Raw genomic sequence first — 22,168 nt, 5'->3', positions numbered from 1 at the left:
GGACCGTCTTGAAACCTGAAAATAAGGAATATGCGGTGGATATAGCATTGGAATAGCGATTGTCATCCCGCTACAACAGATACATCACGTTTGAAATGCAGAATTGAGCCGGTCAATCATCGAAAGTGCATGCTGTTTCTTGTCGAGATTATAGGTTTCCATTTCAATAATCGTATCGTGCACCTGCCACCAGGCATCGGCCAGCAAGCGGGCGCGGGCAAGATTTCCATCACGTGCTGCCTGACTGGCGGACTGTGAAAGCAGATCCTGCGCGTGGCGATTGAAAATATCGAAAGAAACGGCTCCGTCGCGCCCCGCCACCACATCGGCCAGTCGATGGGCGGCAGAAATTTCATAATGGGGCGCATGCACCAGATTTTCCAATGTGGCTGCAATTTCCAGTCCGCCATATTGGGAAAGCAGAATGGCATTGCGCACACTGCCCCCTGCCCGCACCAATAAATCATGATCGGCGCTGCCCTGCCCTATATGTTGCACGACACGTCCGAGCTCTGACAATTCCAGCGGTAAAAACCGGATCACCTGACAGCGCGAGCGTATGGTGGGCAGCAGCGATCCCGGTGCATGAACAATGAGAACGAACAGGGTGCGCGGAGGTGGCTCCTCAAGATTTTTCAGCAAGGCATTGGCGGCATTGGAGTTCATGTCGTCTGCGGGATCGACAATCACCACACGGTAGCCACCATCATGGGCCGTCAGCGATAAAAATCTGCCGACTTTGCGAATTTCATCCACGGTGACAACCGATTTGAAGGCTTTTGTCCGCTCGTTAAGCGGGCGGGTCAGATGCAGCACGGAAGGATGAGCGCCTTGCGCCACCTGTCGAAATAGGGGCGATGCGGGATCAGGAACCGCCAGTCGTGCGGGCGCTTCCTCATGGCGCGGATATTTCAACAGATGATGCGCAAGATGAAAGGCAAATGTCGCCTTGCCGATACCTGTGGGGCCGACAAACATCAGCGCATGGGGCAGCTTGCCGGCACGATAGGCCGTGGCCAGCATGTTTGCTGCCTCCTCATGCCCCACCAGAACTGGTGTCTCGGCGGGCTCAGGCACCCCTTCCAGCGTATCATGCTGCTCTGGCGCCATGCGCTCAAACATTGTCTGTCGCTTCCTCTGGTTTTGCTACCGCCCTGTGCCCGGCAAGCTGCTCAAACACCAGTTCGGTCACCGCATTTTCCACCCTCTTCATGGCGCCAGCAGCATCAATGACATGGCAGCGTTGCGGTTCAGCCTTGGCAATGGCCAGAAAAGCCTCACGCCGCCGCTGGTGCATCTCCACCGTTTCCTTCTCGAAACGGTCCGGTTGATCGCCAGCAGGGCGGCGCTTATGCGCACGTTTCAATCCTTCAGCCGGATCGATATCGAAAATAATGGTTATATCCGGCATAGCATCGCCGACTGATATTTTTTCAAGGGCTGCCATGAAATCGGCAGACAATCCACCCGTCACACCCTGATAAACGCGCGAAGAATCGATAAAGCGGTCACACAGCACAATTGCGCCCCGTTCAATGGCAGGCCGGATCAACTGCTCCACATGGTCGGCACGAGCTGCGGCAAATAACATTGCCTCCATTTTGGGCCCAAATTCTTCAGCAGCACCAGACAAGATGACATGGCGCACGGCTTCTGCACCGGCAGAGCCACCCGGCTCACGGGTGACGACGACATCATATTTCTTGGCGCGCAATCTGGCTGCCAGCCGCTCGATCTGCGTGGATTTTCCGGCCCCCTCCCCGCCTTCAAAGCTGATGAAAAATCCCTGACGCACTGACTGAAATTTATCCCGTTCCTGCGACCGTGTTTACAGCCTTTTATATCGCTTATCAGCGCAGCCAGCCAATGGCCAGTTCCTTGAGCGCATCAAAGGCGCGGTTGTGCAATTCTCCCACTTCAACCGTCTCGGCTGCATGAAGCGGCATTTCCTGGCTCAGTGTGTCGCCAATCCAGATGCGCAAAACCCCGACAGGCTGCCCTTTTTCAACCGGTGCAGGCAAAGGGCCCTGATAGACAATGCGCGCTGTTACCCTGTCACGGCTGGTATTTGGCAAGAGCAGCTCGACCGGTCCTTCGGCCTTCAGGCTCACCCCGCTTTTTACGCCCCCATAGACCTGGGCTTCGCCAACCACTTCATCCATGGCAAAGACTTGCGTTTTCTGGAATGAGCGCAGCCCCCATTCCAAAAGTTTACGTGCTTCTTCGGCCCGTTCACGATCAGAGGCCAGCCCCGACAGGGCGGCAAAAACACGCCGGCCATTTTGCTGAATAGCGCCAACAATGGCAAAACCATTTTGCTCACTGGCGCCAACGGCCAGCCCTTCGGCACCTATATCCATAGCCAGCAAGGGATTGCGATTGCGCTGGGTGATCTTGTTCCAGGTGAATTCCGTTTCCTGAAACAGCATATAATAATCAGGATAGGTCTGCTGGAGATGGCGGCTTAGTTGCACCAGTTCGCGCACCGTTGTTTGCTGCCCTTCAGCAGGCAGACCGGTGGAATTGACAAAGGTGGATTTTTGCAGGCCAAGCTTGCGGGCGCGCTCGGTCATCTGGAAAGCAAAACTGTCTTCCGAACCGGCAAGCCCTTCGGCAATGATGATGCAGCCATCATTGGCAGCCTGCACGGCAATGCCACGCAAAATATCTTCCAGAGGGATGCTGGAACGAACAGCAGCAAACATGGTGGAGGTGCGCGATGGTGCACCACCGGTGCGCCAGGCATTTTCACTGACCACGAACGTGTCATCCAGCCTCAGGCGGCCGGATCTGAGCGCATCAAAAGCCATTTCCAGTGTCATCAGCTTGGCAAGTGAGGCTGGCTGGATGGGCGCATCCGCATCCTTGGCAAACAGCACACTTCCGGTCTCGCCGTCAACCATGAAGGCTTGTGCGGCTTTCGTCTCAAATTGCTGTGCCTGAACGGGGATTGCGCCAAGACAGGCACAAAACAATCCAATCAGACCGACAAGCTGCGTTCGCAGAAAAAATGACATGAAATTGCGCCCACGCACCCTTTGCCACCAGGATCACACGCTAGAGCAACGGGCGTTCTGACGAACGCAGCTTCCGCTGCTCCAGCTTCTTTTTTAGCCGCATTTATGCGACGCCAGATGCAAGCATCTGACTGCAAAATGCTCTAACAGGGTGCTGCGTTGCAAATCAACCAGGATGCATTTTTTAAACTGATTGGCTCAAGTGCAAATCAGTTGCGCACCACCAGCGCATCAGGCGCACCATTTTTCCATGCTGCCAGCAATATGGCGTCCAGACTGGCATGACCATCATCATAGATTTCAACGCTATGCCATGTACGCCCCTCAAAATCAGACTGGCTGATCGAGATTTTGCCAAGCGAGGAAAGGCGCTCGGCAAGCTGGCGGGCAGCGCCGGAATTTTCAAAACTACCGGCAACAACATAATCGGCGCCAGGTACCCTTGCATTGTTGGCTTTCCATGAGGCTGAAACAGCCTGCGCAGTCAAACCACTGCGATCGACAGCGTCAAATGCCTGTGCGGCAGAAGAAATGCGCTCATCCGCATAGGAAAGCGAGGCCAGCGCGAAAGGTGAATCCGGCGGCAGCTCGAAATCCGGACGGTTTGGCGCAACCGGCACCTGATCTGGCAAGCCGCCATTGCCAAAGGCCATTCCAGAAGGCGCACCAACCGGCTGAGGCGGAAAGGGCATCGGGCTTGCATGTCTGCTTCTGCTCGGCGTTGCGCCATTCATGGCGATCATTACGCCTGTGGGCAGACCGACCGATGGATCAGGAGCCTGATTTCCGGGTTGATAGGTCGCTACCAGATAAGGTTCATCATCACCCTCCAGCGGCGCACGCCCGACATATTCAACTTTTACCTGCGCTGTGCCTGCCATGCGATAGCCCAGCATGTCGGCAGCGCGTTTCGACAGATCGATCACCCGGTTGCCATGATAAGGCCCCCGATCATTGACCCGCACAATGACAGAACTGCCATTTTTCACATTGGTGACGCGGGCATAGCTGGGCAGCGGCATGGTGGGATGGGCGGCGGTCAGATGCTCCATGTCGTAAACTTCGCCATTGGCGGTCAGGCGTCCGTGGAAAGCATCGCCATACCAGGAGGCCGAGCCGGTCTTGACATATGTGGTGTCTTCCTTGGGCGTGTACCACTTGCCAGCCACCTTATAGGGCTTGCCAGTCTGGTCACGACCGCCGCCACGCCTGATCTTTGACCCCTGCGCCACGCGCGGGCTTGCCTTCACACCATATTTGGATTCAGGGAAATATTCCTTGGAACGCGCCTTTGACTGTTCCTTGGGCTGCGGAGTTGCGCAAGCAGCCAAAGCAACGGCTGATACGGCAAAGGACATAATGGTAAGAGTGCGACGAAGACGCGGCCGCGCAGTGAGGTACAACAAAACAATCCCCTGACTTCAGAACGAAGGCACAGCCTCCTGCTTCTGCTCAGCATTCATTTGCGCAGGAATGTCTTAGCAGTCTGTTAAGACATTGTGGCGGCAAGCGGGCAAATTCATGTCATCAGGCCGCATGGCGGCTCTCGATCATTTTGACGCGGAAGAAGTTTTGCCCGAGGTTTTTGGCACATAGGGCGGCAATCCTCTGGCGGCACGTGAAAATGCGCGCTGGCTGTGCCATGGGCGATATTTTTTCCCATCAATGGCAAAGCGTATTTCGGGCGCAGAGCCGGACAAAGCGTTTTGTGTGAAAAAAACTGCCGCACTCCCCCGCTGCGCCAGATCACGGTTGGTAATGATGGCTACTTTTGTTTCGCGGCAAGGATTGTGAGCCGTTGCATCCTCAATCACGATCAGGCTGGCTGACGTACAAAAACGGCTCGCTATCTGGGCGTCAGGAACCTGCACAATCTGCGCACCCGACGGGTGGCGCACAGCACAAATACTATTCGCACATTCAAAGCCCTTGCCGGAGCGGGGCGTCAGCACGCTGTCAGCCTTAACGGCCCGTCGCCAGTCATCCATGGTAAAAGCATTGGGACGAGCGCGATTAACAGCAATCTGTCCATCGTCCATCACGACGGCAAGCAATCGTCCATCTTCTGAAATCAGCGCATCAGGTGCAGGTTCTCCCCCCAGCACCAACAGGCCTATAGCGGCAATCGGCAATGCCACCCAGCGCAGCCATGTCGTGGCAAATGTTGCAATCACCAGCGCAATGGTTGTGAAAAGCACCGATTCCGCTGAAATCAGCCCGATCGCATCGATTGGCGAAATCTCGGCAATACGCTGTGAAAGATAAATCATCAGGCTCAGGCCAAGGCCCATGACCTGCAAAAATGGCCCCTCCAGCCCAAACGGCATGGCCAGAGACGAAAAAACCGCAAAAGGCATGACGATCACCGAGACCACCGGCATGATGGCAAGATTGGCCAGCAGGCTCAAAGGGGCAATGCGCTGGAAATGCCAGGCGGCGTAAAGCGTGGTGGCCGTTCCTGCAATGATGGACGTGGCGGCCAGACCTATCATGATGAAGGCAGACCGGCGCAACACCATGCCCAAAAATGAATGGCGGTTGAGATTTTTTCTTTGCCTGCGGCGGGTGCGATAATCGGACCATGCTGCATAAGCGCCAATCAAGGCCGCCGTTGCCGCAAAGGACATCTGAAAACTTGGCCCAACCACCTCATGGGGTGTGACCAGAATGATGATGATGGCTGAAATGGCCAGATTGCGCATGGTCAGCGCGCTGCGGTCGAACAAAATGGCAATTAGCATCACGGCCAGCATGATGAAGGAGCGGACTGCGGCCACCACCATGCCGGAAATCAACAAATAGGACAAAATGGCGAACAAGGCCGAAAGGGCCGCATATTTACGAACCGGGTGGCGTGACGAAAAATCTGGAAACAGCGCAAACAAAGCGCGCATAAACCCCATAACGGTTCCCGCGACAAGCGCCATATGCAGGCCGGAAATGGAAATCACATGATAGATTCCGGTCTTGCGCATCGCCTCATTAATGGCTTCGGGAATGCCCGCCCGCACCCCCACGATCAGCGCCGCGGCAATTTCACCTTCCGGCCCGTCAATATGGTGACGGATGCGTTCAGCTATTACCTGCCGCGCCTGCTCTATCGCCGCCAATACACGCGCCTTTGCCGGGGTCTGGCCAGCCATGGTTTTTTCTGGCTCAACTTCTGGCCCGGAAAGAAAAAATCCGCTGGCGCCAATGCCGCTGAAATAGCTGGCAAAAGATGTGTCATAGCTGCCGGGTCGAATGGGCCCTGATGGCGGCAACAGGCGCACCAATCCGCTGACAAAAGAGCCGGCCCGGATTTCAGCCGGTATCTTGCGGGCAGAAATGCGAACACGTTCCGGCTGATAGCGCAGTTTCGGGCGTGAAGTCGCGGCAACATCAATGGTAAGCCGCTTGCGCCCGCTGGCCATATCTTCAATTGTCACGACATGGCCGCTCAACCGCGTGGTAATATCGGAGCCAATTATTTTTGTTCCAAGCCGCCATGTTTCCAGCTTGGAAAGCCAGACGCCACCAAGGCAGAGCAACAGGGCAATCAGGAAAAGCTGAAGCATATGTCGGCGCCGAGCCAGCCAGATACTGATGACGACAAATGCATTGATTGCCAGCAAAACAGGCCATTGCGGCTCATCGGGCAGAGAAAAATAAGTGACCACCCCCACGCATAAGAACACCGGAATCAGTAAAAATCCGGCGCCCCGCTCCTGTTCCAGCATCACAGCCCGGCGGATAGCCAACCATGGCGCTTGCATTGCTGCGGGGACCAGCAACCATTTCCATGGATTTTTGAATTTTGGTTTTGTTACAACAGGTTGAAGAGGTGGGTCAGAAAAAATGACGTCAGAAACCATGTCAGGAGCCTGCATATTTTCTGCCAAATCCGGCACTGGCCGTGCAAAAAATATGTGCTCATTCTCAAAAGGCTCGGTTTCTGGGTTTTGCGGCCTTGCCGACGATAAAGTCACCGGCTCTCCCCTTGCACCTCTTTCCCTCTATGCTACATGAACGCGCAAACAGCGAAAGCCCGACAAACGGGCCTGGCCTTTCAAAAGTCTGGCAATCAGGCTTGGCGTTCTGCGAGAAACAAATGTCTGAGAAAATTGTCACCCGCTTTGCTCCCTCCCCTACGGGATTTCTGCATATAGGCGGTGCGCGCACTGCGTTGTTTAACTGGCTTTATGCGCGCCACATTGGCGGCACCATGCTGCTGCGCATTGAAGATACAGATCGCGAGCGTTCAACCGAGGCTGCAACCGCAGCCATTCTCGATGGCCTGAGCTGGCTTGGCCTGACCTGGGAAGGCGAGCCGGTTTCACAAATGCAAGGGGCGCAGCGCCATCGTGAAGTGGCTGAAGAGCTGGTGCGTCTGGGCAAGGCCTATTATTGCTATGCAACCCCGGCCGAGCTTGAAGAGATGCGGGAAAAAGCCCGCGCTGAAGGGCGCCCTCCGCGCTATGACGGTCGCTGGCGTAACCGGCCCGCATCTGATGCGCCCGCCGGTGTTGCAGGCGCCATTCGCATCAAGGCCCCGACTGAGGGCGAAACAGTGGTGCATGATCTGGTGCAGGGTGAAGTGCGCTTCCCCAACAAGGATCTGGATGATTTCATCATTTTGCGTTCAGATGGCAGCCCCACCTATATGCATGCCGTGGTGGTGGACGATCATGATATGGGCGTCACTCACATCATTCGCGGCGATGACCATCTCACCAATGCGGCCCGCCAGACCATCATCTATCATGCCATGGGCTGGACTGTGCCGAAAATGGCGCATATCCCGCTGATCCACGGCGCAGATGGCGCAAAACTTTCCAAGCGTCATGGTGCGCTCGGTGTCGAGGCCTATCGCGCCATGGGCTATCTGCCCGAAGCCTTGTTGAATTATCTGGTCCGCCTTGGCTGGAGCCATGGCGATGATGAAGTCATGTCGATTGCCCAGATGATCGAATGGTTTGACATTAAAGATGTCAACAAGGGGGCCGCCCGCTTTGATTTTGCCAAGCTGGAAGCGCTCAACGGCGTTCACATGCGCAATATGGATCCTGATGCCTTAACCGATATTTTCCTCAAAACCCTGCCCTGGCTTCCCGATGGCGAGGAAATAGCCGCCTGCTTTGATGAAACAGCCAGAGAGCGCCTGCAAAAAGCCATGCCGGGCCTGAAGGAGCGCGCCAAGACGCTGGTGGAACTTGCTGCCAATACCTATTATCTGACGGCAAGCAGGCCTTTGCAGCTTGATGAAAAGGCTGCAACCATATTAGACACAGACGCCAAAGCGCTTCTGAAGCAGGTTTTGCTGCATTTTCAACAGCTTGATGAATGGACAGCTCAAACCACGGAAGCTGTCATGCGTGAATTTGCTGAAAATATGGGGCTGAAACTGGGCAAGCTCGCCCAGCCTTTACGGGCCGCCTTGACGGGTCGGGGAACTTCGCCCGGCGTATTTGATGTACTCGATGTGCTTGGCCGTGAGGAAAGCCTTGGACGCATTCAAGATCAAATCGATTAAGTTTACGCAACTGCAAAAATGGCATTGAAAGGCTTCTATTGCAGTGCAACATTACTGTACAGGATGCATGGCTGGCAGCCTGACAGATTATAATTTTCAATCCGTATTTTCGGATTTTGCATACAACCTGATTTTAGCCGCTTGGCGTGATACCTGATTTAAGGAGTTTTTCTATGACCGGATCGACTGCAAAACTGGAACTGGGTGGGAAAACTCACGAACTCAATGTGCGAAGCGGCACTCTTGGGCCCGATGTCATTGATATTGCGTCACTTTACGCCAGCACCGGCGCTTTCACCTACGATCCTGGCTTTACCTCAACTGCCAGTTGCGAATCGGAAATCACCTATATTGACGGTGATGCTGGCGTTTTGCTGCATCGCGGCTATCCGATCGAGCAACTGGCCGAACATGGCGATTTTCTCGAAATCTGCTATCTCCTGCTTTACGGCGATTTGCCAACCAAGGCCCAGAAGGAAGATTTCGACTATCGTGTCACGCATCACACCATGGTGCATGAGCAGATGACGAAATTCTTTACCGGATTTCGCCGTGATGCGCACCCGATGGCGGTGATGTGTGGTGTGGTCGGTGCGCTGGCTGCCTTTTATCACGACTCGATAGATATTTCCGATCCGCATCAGCGCATGGTCGCCTCCATACGCCTCATCGCCAAAATGCCGACAATTGCCGCCATGGCCTATAAATACCATATCGGCCAGCCCTTCATGTATCCGAAGAACGATTTGAACTATGCGGCCAATTTCCTGCATATGTGTTTTGCTGTTCCGTGCGAGGACTATAAGGTCAACCCTATTCTGGCGCGTGCCGTAGAGCGCATTTTCATTCTTCATGCCGATCATGAGCAGAACGCATCGACCTCGACAGTTCGTCTGGCCGGATCGTCTGGTACAAATCCCTTTGCCTGTATTGCCGCTGGCATTGCCTGCCTCTGGGGTCCGGCACATGGCGGGGCCAATGAGGCCGCGCTCAACATGCTGGCTGAAATCGGCCATGTTGACCGCATCCCGGAATTCATCAACCGGGCCAAGGACAGGAGCGATCCGTTCCGCCTGATGGGCTTTGGCCACCGGGTCTATAAAAATTACGATCCCCGCGCCAAGATCATGCAGCAGACGGCACATGAAGTGCTGGGTGAACTGGGCATCAAGGATGACCCCCTGCTTGATATTGCAATCGAACTGGAAAAGATTGCGCTCACCGATGAATATTTCATCGAAAAGAAGCTCTATCCGAATGTCGATTTCTATTCCGGCATTACGCTTAAAGCGCTCGGCTTCCCCACCACCATGTTTACCGTTTTGTTTGCACTGGCCCGCACGGTCGGCTGGATTGCCCAGTGGAAGGAGATGATCGAGGACCCGCGCCAGAAGATCGGCCGTCCGCGTCAGCTTTATACCGGCGCTGCCCAGCGCGATTATACGCCAATTGCCAAGCGCTGAACGTACTTCTGGAGCATGATTTTTTAAAAAAGCTGCAGACCTTTGGGATAAGGTCCTGCGTATAAACAAAAATCTGGGGCATTTCCTGTTTTCATAAAAACGGATGGAATGCTCCAGGTTCTTGTTCTAGCCGCATTTATGCGACGCCAGATAATTCAATCTGTACTCAAAAATACTCTGGAAAACGGTTGCAAAATAGAAGAAGCGGACGTGCTGTCCCCACCATCATCACGCCATAGAGACAAGCGACAGTGTTTGGCGAGCCGAAGCCGAGGAAACAGAGAACTACACCTACGCTATAGCCCTGTGAATGCTCCACCGCCTAAAGGCGGTGGCTTCAGGTTACGGCTCAAAGCCGGATTGGTCCGCCTACGGGCGGACTGGGCGCCCGTTCAGGTAACGTTGAAATTGTCGTCAGGCTCGGGCGGCGTCTGGTTTTTGATGTATTCAACCCACATCTCATCCGTCACATTGCCGCTCGTGGCAACCCAATAACCTCGCGCCCACAAATGCTGGCCCCAATAGCGCTTACGCAATATCCCGAACTCGCTCAGCAGCTTATGCGAACTGCGCCCCTTCAGGTGCTGCACCGCGCGCGATACCGACAGGCTCGGCGGGGTCGACACCAGCATATGCACGTGGTCCCGATTGATCGATCCGGCGTGCACAACCATCTCATGGGCACGCGCCGTCTCCCGCAGTAACTCACGGCAGCGCGTACCAACATCCCCACCAAGCACCCCGTAACGGTACTTCGTCACCCAGATCAGATGGTATTTGCAGTCCCAAACCGTGTGGCTGCCACGTTTGTACGCTTCCATCCAGACAATCTACACAAAAAATGGCACCATCCCAGCCGCCTAAAGGCGTGGGGTTTACAGATCCCCTATCGAGGACTCTAAACCTGTCTCCCGAACTGTGTAGCAGTTTCGGGAGACAGGTTTTAAAAACTGGGGGCAAGCATTTAAAACATGATAATTCATGATTATTCGGGCAGATGCTCTTGTCTCGGGAAAGGCTATTTGCTACACGCCGCTTGCTGAACATATTCGGCTCCTACCACGGGCGGTCGTGGCGGAATTGGTAGACGCGCAGCGTTGAGGTCGCTGTGGGGCAACCCGTGGAAGTTCGAGTCTTCTCGACCGCACCATCTTGATTTTTCTCAATCATAACCGATTGAATTTGCAACGCCTTTTCTAAGGTGCGGGCAATTGCCGCCGAAGGTGCGGGCAATGGATGTTCTTTCTTTGCCCTCAATATGACAAAAACCCCGCCACCTTTCGGCAGCGGGGCGTAACCAGTCACGAAACTCTACCAGTTCTGCTTGCCATACCAATCATCGATATCGCGCTTCACCTGATCCTTGGCAGCCCCGTAGCGCTCTTGAATCTTGCCTTCAAGCTGATCACGCTTCCCGTTAATCACGTCCAAATCATCGTCGGTGAGCTTGCCCCACTGCTCTTTAATTTTGCCTTTAACCTGCTTCCAGTTTCCTTCAACGCGGTTCCAGTCCATGGTCATCTCCTGTGCTTTAGAGCAACGGGCGTTCTAACGAACGCAGCTTCCGCTGCTCCAGCTTCTTTTTTAGGCGCATTGTTGCGACGTCAGACGATTCCGCCTGACTGCAAAATGCTCTAGATACAGGATAACAACGCATGACCGTGAAAATGGTTCGCCAGTAATTGGCTTTCCCTCACCAGTTCATGATTTTCATGATGATCTGAAAAGTTTCAGCCAAGCCCCGCGGCCAGGCGCAGTAGCAGATTGTCCAGCATGGCGTCACAGCGCGCCATCTGCTCAATACTGATAAATTCATCCGGCTTGTGGCCCTGCGCCATGGAACCTGGTCCACAGACAACTGTCGGCGTTCCGACATCGCGGCTGAACAGGCCACCTTCAGTGCCGAAGGCAACCTTGATGGTGTCATTGGCGCCAGTCAGCGATTTCACAAAAGTGACGGCTTGCGAATGACGCGGTGTATCAAGGCCCGGATAAGAATTGAACACCTCGATTTCGATTGCCGCTTCCGGGGCCTTTTCCTTTGCAGCTGCAACAATCCTGTCTGCCTGTACGCGCAGACGATCCAGAATGATGTCTGCATCATCAGCGGCAATGTTACGGATCTCAAAATCAACCTGGCACAAATTGGGCACGATGTTGAGCGCAACGCCAGCATTTATCTTGCCCACATGCACCGTTGTATAGGCAATGTCGTAATCGCCATCGCGCGCACCGCCTTGTGCCAATTGCTCCTGCTCGGTACGCAATGCAGCAATAAAGTCGCAGCCCAGATGAATGGCATTGAGCGCCAGCGGTGCCAAAGCGGAATGACCTTCACGCCCCCGACACAAGGCGCGTGCTGCAAGTTTGCCCTTATGGCCCGTGGCAACCTGCATGAAGGTTGGCTCACCCACAATGCACAGCACCGGCTTGCAAGGTGCAGCCGCCAGCATCTCCACCAGACTGCGCACACCAATGCAGCCAATTTCCTCATCATAAGACAGCGCCAGATGCAGAGGGGTTTTCAACTCCATACGTGCAGCCTTGAGTGCACTGGCAAGCGCACAGGCAACAAACCCCTTCATATCGGTCGTCCCGCGCCCATAAAGCCTGTCATCGTGCCTGCTTAAGGCAAAGGCAGGGACACTCCAGTCCTGCCCATCGACAGGCACCACATCCGTATGGCCCGAAAGCATGACGCCTGGCACATTTTGTGGCCCGATAGTGGCAAACAGATTGGCCTTCTGGCCATCCTCACTGTGAAGAAGTTTTATGGCAATGCCTGCCTCTTCCAGAAGCCCGGCGACATAACCAATCAGGTCAAGATTGGAATTACGGCTGACCGTAGGGAAAGCCACGAGCTTTTCGAGAATTTCAATGCTGTTCATATGGGCTGGCCCTCATAGTACGCCGCAACCGGATAGCATGTCTGGTTGCAAACCATAAGGAAGGACCTTACCACTCAGTCCAGATCGGCAACAACCTCTCCTTCGCTGCCGCTGATGCGGTGCGAGAGGGATGCCTCCATGAAATCATCGAGATCGCCATCAAGAACATCTGAGGGACTGGTTGATTCGATGCCGGTGCGCAAGTCCTTCACAAGCTGATAGGGTTGCAGCACATAAGAGCGGATCTGATGCCCCCATCCAATATCACTTTTGGCGGATTCGGTTGCGTTGGCTGCCGCCTCGCGCCTTTTCAGCTCTTCCTCATAAAGGCGTGAGCGCAGCATTTCCCACGCCTTGGCGCGGTTTTTATGCTGTGAGCGCTCAGCCTGACAGGCAACGGCAATGCCACTGGGGATATGGGTAATACGCACCGCCGAATCGGTGGTGTTGACATGCTGCCCACCCGAACCGGAAGAGCGGTAGGTATCGATGCGCACATCCGATTCCGGGATCTCGATGACAATCGAATCGTCAATCACCGGATAGACCCACACACTGGCAAATGAGGTGTGGCGGCGTGCATTGCTGTCATAGGGCGAAATGCGCACCAGCCGATGAACGCCGGATTCGGTCTTCATCCAGCCATAGGCATTCTGCCCCTTGACCAGCAAGGTGGCCGACTTGATGCCAGCCTCTTCCCCATCGTGGATTTCCAGAACCTCGACCTTGAAGCGGCGGCGCTCTGCCCAGCGCGTATACATGCGCAGCAGCATGGAAGCCCAGTCCTGGCTTTCTGTACCACCCGCGCCTGCGTGGATTTCCACATAAGTGTCATTGCCGTCCGCTTCACCTGAAAGCAGCGTTTCAACCTGACGGGCCTTGGCCTCGCCGCGCATTGAGCGCAACGCATCCTCAGCCTCGGTGACGATTGCATCGTCGCCTTCTTCTTCACCCATGGCAATGAGTTCGAGATTGTCTTCAAGCGCCTGCGTCAGATTTTTGACTGCACCAATTCCATCTTCAAGGGTCTGGCGCTCACGCATCAGTTTCTGAGCTTCTTGCGGATTGTCCCAGAGGCTGGAATCTTCTGCCAGAACATTCAGATATTCAAGCCTTTTTAATGCCTGATCCCAGTCAAAGATGCCTCCTCAGCAGGCTTATGGCCTGCTTGATTTCATCGACAATATTTTGCGTTTCGGCGCGCATGGCAGGCGCTGTCCTCTTCATTGATCATAAAAGATTGGTTGGCGCGATACATAGGCAGCACTATCGCGGCTGTAAAGCAAAATGGGCAGGTTTTTATACCTGCCCATCGCATTGTGTGCCCGGAAGAAGTGTCAATACAAACCGCCACCACCTGATTGAATGGCCTGGCTGGCCTGCGGCGAAAGCGCTTCACCATAGCCGCTGGAGCCATCCTCGCCCATACCGATCACCCAATAGGAATCGGCAGGTCCGGTGCCCGGCTTGAACGCTTCCATGATGGTTCCGGGCTGGCCTTGTGTGGCCTGCATGCCGGTCTTGCGGTCAATCGACACGAAATGCATGCCTTCAGGCGCCTTGAAGTCAACATTGGGCCTGCCTTCGACCACGGTGCGCACAAAATCCTTGAAAATGGGAGCCGCCAGACCACCACCGGTTGCACCCCGGCCCAGACTGCGCGGCTTGTCATGGCCCATGTAAAGGCCAACCACGAGATTGGGCGTATAGCCGATGAACCAGGCATCCTTCTCGTCATTGGTAGTGCCGGTCTTGCCGGCAATGTGGCGGCCAAGCTCGGCCACCGATGTGGCCGTACCGCGCTGAACCACGCCCACCATCATGGAGGTGATCTGATAGGCGGTCATCGGATCAAGAACCTGCTCGGCATTGTCGATCAATTCCGGCTCAGGCTGGTTTTGCCACTCAGTGGCATTGCAGCCTTCACAACCGCGATCATCATGCCTGAACACGGTCTTGCCATAGCGGTCCTGAATCCGGTCAATGAGCGAAGGTTTGATCGAGCGGCCGCCATTGGCCATGATCGCATAGGCTGAAACCATGCGCATGACCGTTGTTTCGCCCGACCCCAGCGACATGGGCAGATAAGGGGCAAGCTTGTCATAAACGCCAAAACGCTCGGCATATTCGGCCACCAGCTTCATGCCCATATCATTGGCCAGCCGCACCGTCATCAGATTGCGTGAACGCTCGATGCCGGACCGCAGCGTGGATGGACCGGCAGCACGACCATCATAATTCTTGGGCGACCAGGTGGTATTGCCGCTTTGAATGGTGATTGGCCCATCCATGATTACGGAAGCCGGCGTATAGCCATTATCAAGGGCTGCTGCATAAACGATCGGCTTGAACGCCGAACCCGGCTGGCGCATGGCCTGTGTGGCGCGATTGAACTCGGACTGCGAATAGGAAAAACCGCCCACCATGGCCAGAACACGCCCCGTATGCGGGTCCATGGCGATCATGCCACCGCTGACCTCGGGCAATTGGCGAAGCCGGTATGCACCGTCAGCATCTTCGCGCTTTTCGACAAAAATAACATCGCCGGGCTTGAACACATCGGCTGGCGAATTGGCTTTCAGCGTTTTGCCATCGACCACATGGCGCATGGCAAAAGACATATCTTCCCTGGAGACGGTGGCTTCAACACGTTCTGCAACAATTTCACCTGAAACCTGCCGCGCGGGCTTTAGCCCGATGCGAAGGCCGGATGCGCCACTTTCCAGAACCACAGCCAGCGTCCATTCCGGCACATCATCAAGCCCCTTGACCTCGGCAAGCGGCACACCCCAGTCACCAGACACGTCAATTGTCGTCACCGGGCCGCGAAAGCCGCGCAACGTGTCATATTTCATGAGGCCGGCCTGCATGGCCTTGCGGGCAACGCGCTGCATTTCAGGATCAAGGGTGGTGCGCACCGAAAGCCCGCCTTCATAAAGTGCGGTCTGGCCATAACGGGCGCTGATTTCACGGCGCACTTCTTCGGTAAAATACTCACCGGCAAACAGATAGGTGCCGCCGCGACGGGGCTTGACACCAAGACCCTCCGCCTTGGCGCGGCTGGCTTCATCAGAAGAAATATAATCATTCTCCACCATCTGGTCGAGCACCCAGTTGCGCCGTTCCAGCGCCCGTTCCGTATGACGGAAAGGATGATAATTGGACGGTCCTTTGGGAAGTGCGGCCAGATAGGCAGCCTCGGACACAGTCAGTTCGCTGACCGACTTGTCAAAATAGGTGAGTGCAGCGCCTGCAATTCCATAAGCCCCCAGCCCGAAGAAAATCTCATTCAGATAAAGTTCCAGAATGCGATCCTTGGAATAGGCCTGCTCGATACGAAACGACAGAACCATTTCCTTGATCTTGCGCTCATAGGTCTGGTCGGAGGTCAGCAAAAAGTTCTTTGCCACCTGCTGGGTGATGGTTGAAGCGCCAACCTGACGGCGGCCAGACCCCATATTCTGGATATTGGTGATCACAGCGCGCGCCAGACCCGTCGGGTCGATGCCGGGATGATGGTAGAAATTCTTGTCCTCGGCAGATAAAAAAGCCGCCTTGACGCGATCTGGAATGGCCTGAATAGGCAGATAAAGCCGCCGCTCATGTGCATATTCGGCCATCAGCGAGCCATCCGAGGCATGGATGCGTGTTGTTACCGGCGGCTCATAATTTGCCAGAACCTCATAATCGGGCAAATCCTTGGACAGGCTGGCAATGTAGAGCGCCACGGCCCCTGCCACGAGCAAGGCAAGTGCTGTGCCGATACCAAAAAAATAGCCGATAAGCCTTATCATGCCCGCTCCAGTAGAGAGTCTGCCGCTGTCCCTGATCAACGCCGTAATATGCAAAAGCTCAGGGACGGTTCAAGATCGGCAACCCATGTCGCCCTGATGTGGGCAAATTACGGCAAGAAACAAACAGGTTTCCTGACCATGAAAGAATATCGCATGATGTTGTGTGCTTGCAACGCAGCAATTTCAGATGAGGCAGAGGTTTAACCACCTGCCGCAGCCTTGGCCGAGGCAAAGGTCGAAATGGCATTGATGATGCTGGAAGCTGCCTTGTCGCGCCATTTGGGATCAAGAAGCTGGGCTTCATCTTCAGGATTGGACAAATAGCCAAGCTCAACCAGAACGGAAGGAACATCAGGCGCACGCAGCACTTTAAAGCCCGCAAAACGGTGCGGATTGTTGATAAGACCCACTGTTGTTGACAGTTCCCCTACCAGCGTACTGGCAAAATTCATCGAGAATGAATGGGTTTCGCGCCGGATCAGATCAAACAATATATCAACAACCTCAGGGCTGCTCGTCTTCACCTCCGGGCCACCAAACTGATCAGCAAGATTTTCACGCTCGGCCAGGGCTTGCGCTTCGGCATCCGAGGCCTTGTCTGAAACCGTATAGACCGTGGCGCCACGAATGCCTTTGAGCCGAATCGTATCGGCATGGATGGAAATAAACAGATCGGCTTCATGCTGGCGTGCAATGCGCACACGCTCGTCAAGGCGCAGGAAAACATCACTGTCCCGGGTGAGAATCACATCATATGTGCGAAGCGCATCAAGCTTTGCCTTCAATTCACGCGCAAAAGCCAGCGTGACCTCTTTTTCCTGAACCCCGCTTATTCCTTCTGCGCCACCATCTATGCCGCCATGTCCGGGATCCAGAACCACGGTAAACCGGCGCAGTGGCTGGCGCGCCTTGCGGTCGCCCTTGTCGCCTGCAATCGTAGCGGCTGTGGTTATGGCCTGCTCGGCCAACGCCTGTTCAAACTGGCGCTCAGAAGCGGCGGAAAGCTCAATCGCAATACGGTATCCCGCGTCATCCTTATGGGCCTCGACATCAAAATTGTCGATCAGGAACGGGCCTTTTGCAACAATCACCAACCGGGAAGTGTCACCATCAGTTTTGCCATAGCGAACATTGGCAACCAGCCCCTTTGCCTTGAGTTGATCAACGGCCAGCCGCATTTGTGTGGATGGCAGATCAATGACCAGCCGGTGTGGGGCCCGCAGCAGAAACCAGCGCGGCTCCGGCTCCCCGTCGAAATTTAGGACAATGCGCATTTTGTCCGTATCGCCTGTCATGGTGTAATCCGTCACCATCACAGGCGCAGCCCCTGCAGAAGCGCTTGTTTGAAACAGCACTCCACACAGCAGCAACAAAACAGCACAGCAAAGACCGATGGCCTTGCGCGCTATCTTGTATGCCCCCATATTTTGTTGCGTAGCGTCCATTGCAGGGCCTTGGTTCATATTGATCAAAGCGCACGGATCAGCGCGTTCGATTAACAATTCGTAGCCAAAGAAGGTTAACCAAGCCTTTTCAAAAACAGCCTTGCCAAAATGACCCTGCACGGTCTTTGCCTCTGGTCATGGCCCGTTTTCCAATATCCGGAACAGGTCCGAAACAGGGTTGCCTTCCATCTCGCCAAATCATAAAAGCAGCAGTGGACTATCGTAATCCTGCAACGGTTTGTGATGGCTTGGAGGCTTTTAACGGCTGGCAGCCTGTGACGAACGGCAGGGTCTACGACTGGTCACAAAGGTTTTCGCAGACATCGGCTGAATAACGGCAATGGTCTGCGTTTAGGAAAACGGTCGGGATACGCCTGACTGGCTCTAAATCAAGAGCAAACAAGCTGGTCCGGCTCCCCGGGCTTTGGTTCAAGAGGTTCACTGACTGTTTATGTCTTCAAGCGCCATTATGAAAAGGTCCGCATCACACCGCGCCAGAACGGCAGCGGGCGGCTTTGTCTTTGCGCTTCGGCAACAGGTCAGGACCACACAATTATCCGGCACCTTCATTTGTTTTCATCGGCAGCGGGCATGGCCCGGCAGACCGATGCTGACGGCTGCCGGGAGGAAACGCAGCAATGCCCAACAACAAAATGCTTATAGACGCCTCCCACCCCGAGGAAACACGCGTCGTCGTCATTCGCGGTAACCGTATCGAAGAATTTGACTTCGAATCCCAGGACAAGAAGCAACTCAAGGGAAATATCTATCTGGCCCGTGTCACGCGGGTTGAACCTTCGCTTCAAGCGGCCTTTGTCGAATATGGCGGAAACCGGCATGGTTTCCTCGCCTTCTCGGAAATTCATCCCGATTATTATCAGATCCCGGTCGCCGACCGGCAGGCGCTGCTTGAGGCGGAAGCCGAGGATGCACATAATGATCATGACGATGAACATGACCGCGACGACCATAAGGAGCGCCCGCGCCGTAGCCGCCGCCGTGGTGGCAGGGCGCGCGATACCGGCGAGGACACAAACCACGCCGACTCAAGCCCAGACACAAGCACCGACACAATCGCTGCCGTTTCAGAGGAAGAAACTGCTACTGAAGCACCAGTTTCAGATGAGATAAGCACCAACGATACGGCTGATGTGGTCGTGCAGATCGATGAAATTTCTGATTCGTCGGCAGTTGAGGCGCAGGACGCTGAAACCGGACAGGACAGCCCGGCACAGCCAGCATCTTCTCAAGACGAAAGCGAGCAGCCCGCAGCAGAATCAGCAACAGAATCAGATGAGACTGCCGATAACGGGCCTGCTTCCATTGCCGCCGCCGTTGAAGGCGATGTGATTTCCGAAGCGGTTTCTGCCGAGGGTGAGGCCGAAGACGAACAGGATCATGGCGACACCGTCGAAGATGTGGCTGCTGCCCATGATGATGACGATGATGTTCATCATGGCAATGACAATGGCAATGGTAATGGCGACGACCACGAGGTCGAATCGGTTGGCGCTGAAGATGCGCTGGAAGAGGTTCGCAGCCGCCGCAAGTCGCCGCGCCGCCAATACAAGATTCAGGAAGTCATCAAGCGTCGCCAGATTTTGCTTGTGCAAGTGGTCAAGGAAGAGCGCGGCAACAAGGGGGCGGCACTCACCACCTATCTTTCACTGGCTGGTCGCTATTCGGTTCTCATGCCCAACACGGCGCGTGGCGGTGGTATTTCACGCAAGATCACCAGCCTTCAGGATCGCAAACGCCTCAAGGAGATCATGACCGATCTTGCCGTGCCGGCGGGTATGGGCGTTATCTTGCGTACGGCTGGCGAAAGCCGCACCAAGGCCGAGATCAAGCGCGATTATGAATATCTGATGCGAATGTGGGAAAATGTTCGCAATCTGACACTCCAGTCCACTGCCCCTACCCTCGTTTATGAAGAAGGCTCACTGATCAAGCGTTCGGTGCGCGACCTCTATAACAAGGATATCAGCGAAATTCTGGTTGCAGGCGAGCAAGGCTATCGCGAGGCCAAGGATTTCATGCGCCTGCTGATGCCCAGCCATGCAAAGGTCGTCCAGCCCTATCGGGAAACCACGCCGATCTTTGTGCGCTCCGGCATTGAAGGTCAGCTCGACCGTATGGTGCAGCCGCAGGTGACGCTCAAGAGCGGCGGTTATCTGATCATCAACCAGACCGAGGCGCTGGTTTCCATCGACGTGAACTCAGGTCGCTCGACCAAGGAACATTCGATTGAGGAAACTGCCCTTCACACCAATCTGGAAGCTGCCGAGGAAGTTTCACGCCAGTTGCGCCTGCGCGATCTGGCCGGGCTGATTGTCATCGACTTCATCGACATGGAGGAAAGCCGCAACAACCGGGCGGTTGAAAAGCGGCTGAAAGAATGCCTCAAAAATGACCGCGCCCGCATTCAGGTTGGCCGCATCTCACATTTCGGCCTGCTGGAAATGTCGCGCCAGCGCATTCGCGCCAGCGTTTTGGAATCAACCATGAAGGTCTGCCCTCATTGCGGCGGTGCAGGCCATGTGCGTTCAGATTCCTCCGTGGCCCTGATGGTGGTTCGCGCCATTGAAGAGTTCCTGCTCAAGGATGCACGCCATCACATCACGGTACGCACCCCCACAGCCACAGCCCTTTATGTGCTCAATCACAAGCGCAGCACACTGATCGAACTGGAAACCCGCTTTGGCGTGACAATCACGCTGGAGGCCGATGAAAGCACGGCTTCCCAGCATTATGTCATTGCGCGCGGTGCAGTGGCCGAAAAGCCGGAAGGCTTTGTCGAAATCCGCGCACAAACCGTCATCATCGACGAGCCGGAACCTGAAGACCTTGTCGAGGATGAGGAGGACGTTGAAGAGACCAGCACAGAAAATGCTGCCTCAGAGGGTGATGATCAGGGTGAAAACCAGCGCAAGCGTCGCCGCAGGCGTCGTCGTCGGGGCGGTAAAGATCGCGACCATGACGAACAGGTACAGGAAACCAGCGCCGATCAGGATTCTGACACAAGCCAGGACCATGCCGATGAAGCAGGCGGGGATGAAGCAGAAGCTGTATCTGAAGAAGAAAGTGACGCCAAACAGGCCGATGATGCCCAGCCCAGAAAACGTCGGCGCGGCAAGCGTGGCGGTCGCCGCAATCGCAATGGCGATGGCGATCAGGCAAGCAGCGACACAAGTTCTGAAACCGGCGACACTGAAACAGAGGTAGCGCCAGTTTCCGCCATGCCTGAAGCAAAAGCAGAAATCATTGCCAGCGATGATGCAGCTTCAGATAGCAATCTGGAGCCACAGGCTGAAACACCCGGTGAAGACAAGCCTGCCATTGCAGCAGAAACTTCCACGAATAGGGAAGAAGCAACAAGCAAAGCCGCACCCGCGGCCGAAGCTGCCCCTGTTGAGGAAGAGGCCCCTCCAGCAAAGCCAAAGCGCACACGTCGCACCCCCGTGCGCACGCCAAGAGCCAAGGCGGCTGAAACAGCTTCCGCAGATACAACCGCTGCAGAAGCAGAAACGCCAGTTCCTTCCGAACCAGAAACGGATGCAGAAGCTGTGGTTCCGGCCACCAAAGCCAGAGCCAGGACCAGAGTTGCAGCCAAAGCAGCACCTGTTGCCAAGGCTCCCGCTGAGGAAGCCCCTGTCGAAAAGCCGAAGCGCACACGCCGCAAGGCAGCAGTGGTTGAAGCGCCTGCCGAGGAACCGGAAATTGTTGTTTCCTCAGCCCCGGCCGAAAGCAGCGAAGCAGAAGCAGCCCCTTCAGAAGAAAAACCGAAGCGCGGCGGCTGGTGGCAGCGTAAGGGATTTTTTTGAAGCATTAGAGCCTGTCTCCCGAACTTAAGAACCAGTTTCAAGAGACAGGCTTTAGGTTCTTGTTTTAGCTGCATTTATGCGATGCCAGATGTTTACATCTGGCCGCAAAATGCTCTAGGGTCGAGACTCAATCATGACCACCATATGCAGATAGCAGCCAAGTAGCATGTTGCTGCGAAGTTGACTGCAAGCTTGTCATATCTTGTGGCAATGCGTCTCCAGTCC

At 55.1% G+C, this 22,168-nt stretch carries 14 protein-coding genes and 1 tRNA gene; 4 read left to right on the top strand and 11 right to left on the bottom strand.

The annotated features are described in order from the left end of the window. Positions 1–84 precede the first annotated feature (84 nt). The 5 genes from ACFPLB_RS12455 to ACFPLB_RS12435 form a co-directional block, all read right to left on the bottom strand. Positions 85–1,122 carry a DNA polymerase III subunit delta' gene (locus ACFPLB_RS12455; RefSeq protein WP_378230079.1) on the bottom strand — a complete coding sequence of 346 codons (1,038 nt, stop codon included), beginning with the start codon at positions 1,120–1,122 and terminating at the stop codon, positions 85–87. Beyond that, positions 1,115–1,795 (bottom strand): dTMP kinase, encoded by a 681-nt coding sequence (gene tmk, locus ACFPLB_RS12450; protein ID WP_378230077.1) that lies wholly within the window; start codon positions 1,793–1,795, stop codon positions 1,115–1,117. Before tmk ends, ACFPLB_RS12455 begins: the two co-directional genes overlap by 8 nt. Positions 1,796–1,850: 55 nt before the next feature. Continuing rightward, positions 1,851–3,017, bottom strand: coding sequence for a D-alanyl-D-alanine carboxypeptidase family protein (locus tag ACFPLB_RS12445; RefSeq protein ID WP_378230075.1), 1,167 nt, complete (start codon positions 3,015–3,017; stop codon positions 1,851–1,853). Between the two features lie 209 nt (positions 3,018–3,226). After that, complete coding sequence (locus ACFPLB_RS12440) at positions 3,227–4,420, bottom strand: septal ring lytic transglycosylase RlpA family protein (RefSeq protein ID WP_378230073.1); 1,194 nt, start codon at positions 4,418–4,420, stop codon at positions 3,227–3,229. A 147-nt stretch (positions 4,421–4,567) separates the two neighbouring features. Beyond that, on the bottom strand, positions 4,568–6,772 hold the full coding sequence (locus ACFPLB_RS12435) for a ComEC/Rec2 family competence protein (protein ID WP_378230071.1): 2,205 nt from the start codon (positions 6,770–6,772) through the stop codon (positions 4,568–4,570). A 335-nt stretch (positions 6,773–7,107) separates the two neighbouring features. Here ACFPLB_RS12435 and gltX point away from each other — a divergent pair, with 335 nt between their 5' ends. Continuing rightward, positions 7,108–8,529, top strand: a complete 1,422-nt coding sequence (gene gltX, locus ACFPLB_RS12430; protein ID WP_378230069.1) for a glutamate--tRNA ligase — start codon at positions 7,108–7,110, stop codon at positions 8,527–8,529. A 173-nt stretch (positions 8,530–8,702) separates the two neighbouring features. After that, the gene (gene gltA / locus ACFPLB_RS12425; protein WP_378230067.1) at positions 8,703–9,992 is read left to right on the top strand and encodes a citrate synthase; all 1,290 of its coding nucleotides are present in this window, start codon (positions 8,703–8,705) and stop codon (positions 9,990–9,992) included. Positions 9,993–10,384: 392 nt separating this feature from the next. On the opposite strand, the gene tnpA is transcribed toward gltA, so the two are convergent. Then, the gene (gene tnpA / locus ACFPLB_RS12420; protein WP_378230065.1) at positions 10,385–10,813 is read right to left on the bottom strand and encodes an IS200/IS605 family transposase; all 429 of its coding nucleotides are present in this window, start codon (positions 10,811–10,813) and stop codon (positions 10,385–10,387) included. A 244-nt stretch (positions 10,814–11,057) separates the two neighbouring features. Here tnpA and ACFPLB_RS12415 point away from each other — a divergent pair. Continuing rightward, positions 11,058–11,142, top strand: a tRNA-Leu gene (locus ACFPLB_RS12415). 161 nt (positions 11,143–11,303) lie between these two features. Here ACFPLB_RS12415 and ACFPLB_RS12410 read toward each other — a convergent pair. The 5 genes from ACFPLB_RS12410 to ACFPLB_RS12390 form a co-directional block, all read right to left on the bottom strand. Then, positions 11,304–11,507 (bottom strand): CsbD family protein, encoded by a 204-nt coding sequence (locus ACFPLB_RS12410; RefSeq protein WP_378230063.1) that lies wholly within the window; start codon positions 11,505–11,507, stop codon positions 11,304–11,306. 215 nt (positions 11,508–11,722) lie between these two features. Beyond that, positions 11,723–12,880, bottom strand: a complete 1,158-nt coding sequence (gene argE, locus ACFPLB_RS12405; RefSeq protein ID WP_378230061.1) for an acetylornithine deacetylase — start codon at positions 12,878–12,880, stop codon at positions 11,723–11,725. Between the two features lie 74 nt (positions 12,881–12,954). Next, positions 12,955–14,086, bottom strand: a protein-coding gene (prfB, locus tag ACFPLB_RS12400) for a peptide chain release factor 2 (RefSeq protein WP_378230059.1) whose coding sequence is annotated in 2 segments (ribosomal slippage) — positions 12,955–14,019 and positions 14,021–14,086 — 1,131 coding nt in all. Because the reading frame shifts where the segments join, the coding sequence is not laid out codon by codon here. 131 nt (positions 14,087–14,217) lie between these two features. Continuing rightward, complete coding sequence (locus tag ACFPLB_RS12395; RefSeq protein WP_378230057.1) at positions 14,218–16,674, bottom strand: penicillin-binding protein 1A; 2,457 nt, start codon at positions 16,672–16,674, stop codon at positions 14,218–14,220. Positions 16,675–16,874: 200 nt separating this feature from the next. Continuing rightward, positions 16,875–18,119, bottom strand: a complete 1,245-nt coding sequence (locus ACFPLB_RS12390; RefSeq protein ID WP_378230055.1) for an N-acetylmuramoyl-L-alanine amidase — start codon at positions 18,117–18,119, stop codon at positions 16,875–16,877. Positions 18,120–18,757: 638 nt separating this feature from the next. Here ACFPLB_RS12390 and ACFPLB_RS12385 point away from each other — a divergent pair. Beyond that, positions 18,758–21,943, top strand: a complete 3,186-nt coding sequence (locus tag ACFPLB_RS12385) for an Rne/Rng family ribonuclease (RefSeq protein ID WP_378230053.1) — start codon at positions 18,758–18,760, stop codon at positions 21,941–21,943. The last annotated feature ends 225 nt before the right edge of the window (positions 21,944–22,168 follow it).

The organism is Aquamicrobium segne, from assembly GCF_042656785.1.
Taxonomy (GTDB): Bacteria; Pseudomonadota; Alphaproteobacteria; order Rhizobiales; family Rhizobiaceae; genus Mesorhizobium; species Mesorhizobium segne.
The sequence above is the reverse complement of the archived record's forward strand: the minus strand, read 5'-3'. Positions and strand labels throughout refer to the sequence as shown.

Coding starts and splice junctions, on each gene's coding strand:
- ACFPLB_RS12455 (WP_378230079.1), bottom strand. CDS start 1,122: ATGTTTGAGCGCATGGCGCCAGAGCAGCATGATACGCTGGAAGGGGTG.
- ACFPLB_RS12445 (WP_378230075.1), bottom strand. CDS start 3,017: ATGTCATTTTTTCTGCGAACGCAGCTTGTCGGTCTGATTGGATTGTTT.
- ACFPLB_RS12435 (WP_378230071.1), bottom strand. CDS start 6,772: ATGCAAGCGCCATGGTTGGCTATCCGCCGGGCTGTGATGCTGGAACAG.
- gltX (WP_378230069.1), top strand. CDS start 7,108: ATGTCTGAGAAAATTGTCACCCGCTTTGCTCCCTCCCCTACGGGATTT.
- gltA (WP_378230067.1), top strand. CDS start 8,703: ATGACCGGATCGACTGCAAAACTGGAACTGGGTGGGAAAACTCACGAA.
- tnpA (WP_378230065.1), bottom strand. CDS start 10,813: ATGGAAGCGTACAAACGTGGCAGCCACACGGTTTGGGACTGCAAATAC.
- ACFPLB_RS12410 (WP_378230063.1), bottom strand. CDS start 11,507: ATGGACTGGAACCGCGTTGAAGGAAACTGGAAGCAGGTTAAAGGCAAA.
- argE (WP_378230061.1), bottom strand. CDS start 12,880: ATGAACAGCATTGAAATTCTCGAAAAGCTCGTGGCTTTCCCTACGGTC.
- ACFPLB_RS12395 (WP_378230057.1), bottom strand. CDS start 16,674: ATGATAAGGCTTATCGGCTATTTTTTTGGTATCGGCACAGCACTTGCC.
- ACFPLB_RS12390 (WP_378230055.1), bottom strand. CDS start 18,119: ATGGACGCTACGCAACAAAATATGGGGGCATACAAGATAGCGCGCAAG.
- ACFPLB_RS12385 (WP_378230053.1), top strand. CDS start 18,758: ATGCCCAACAACAAAATGCTTATAGACGCCTCCCACCCCGAGGAAACA.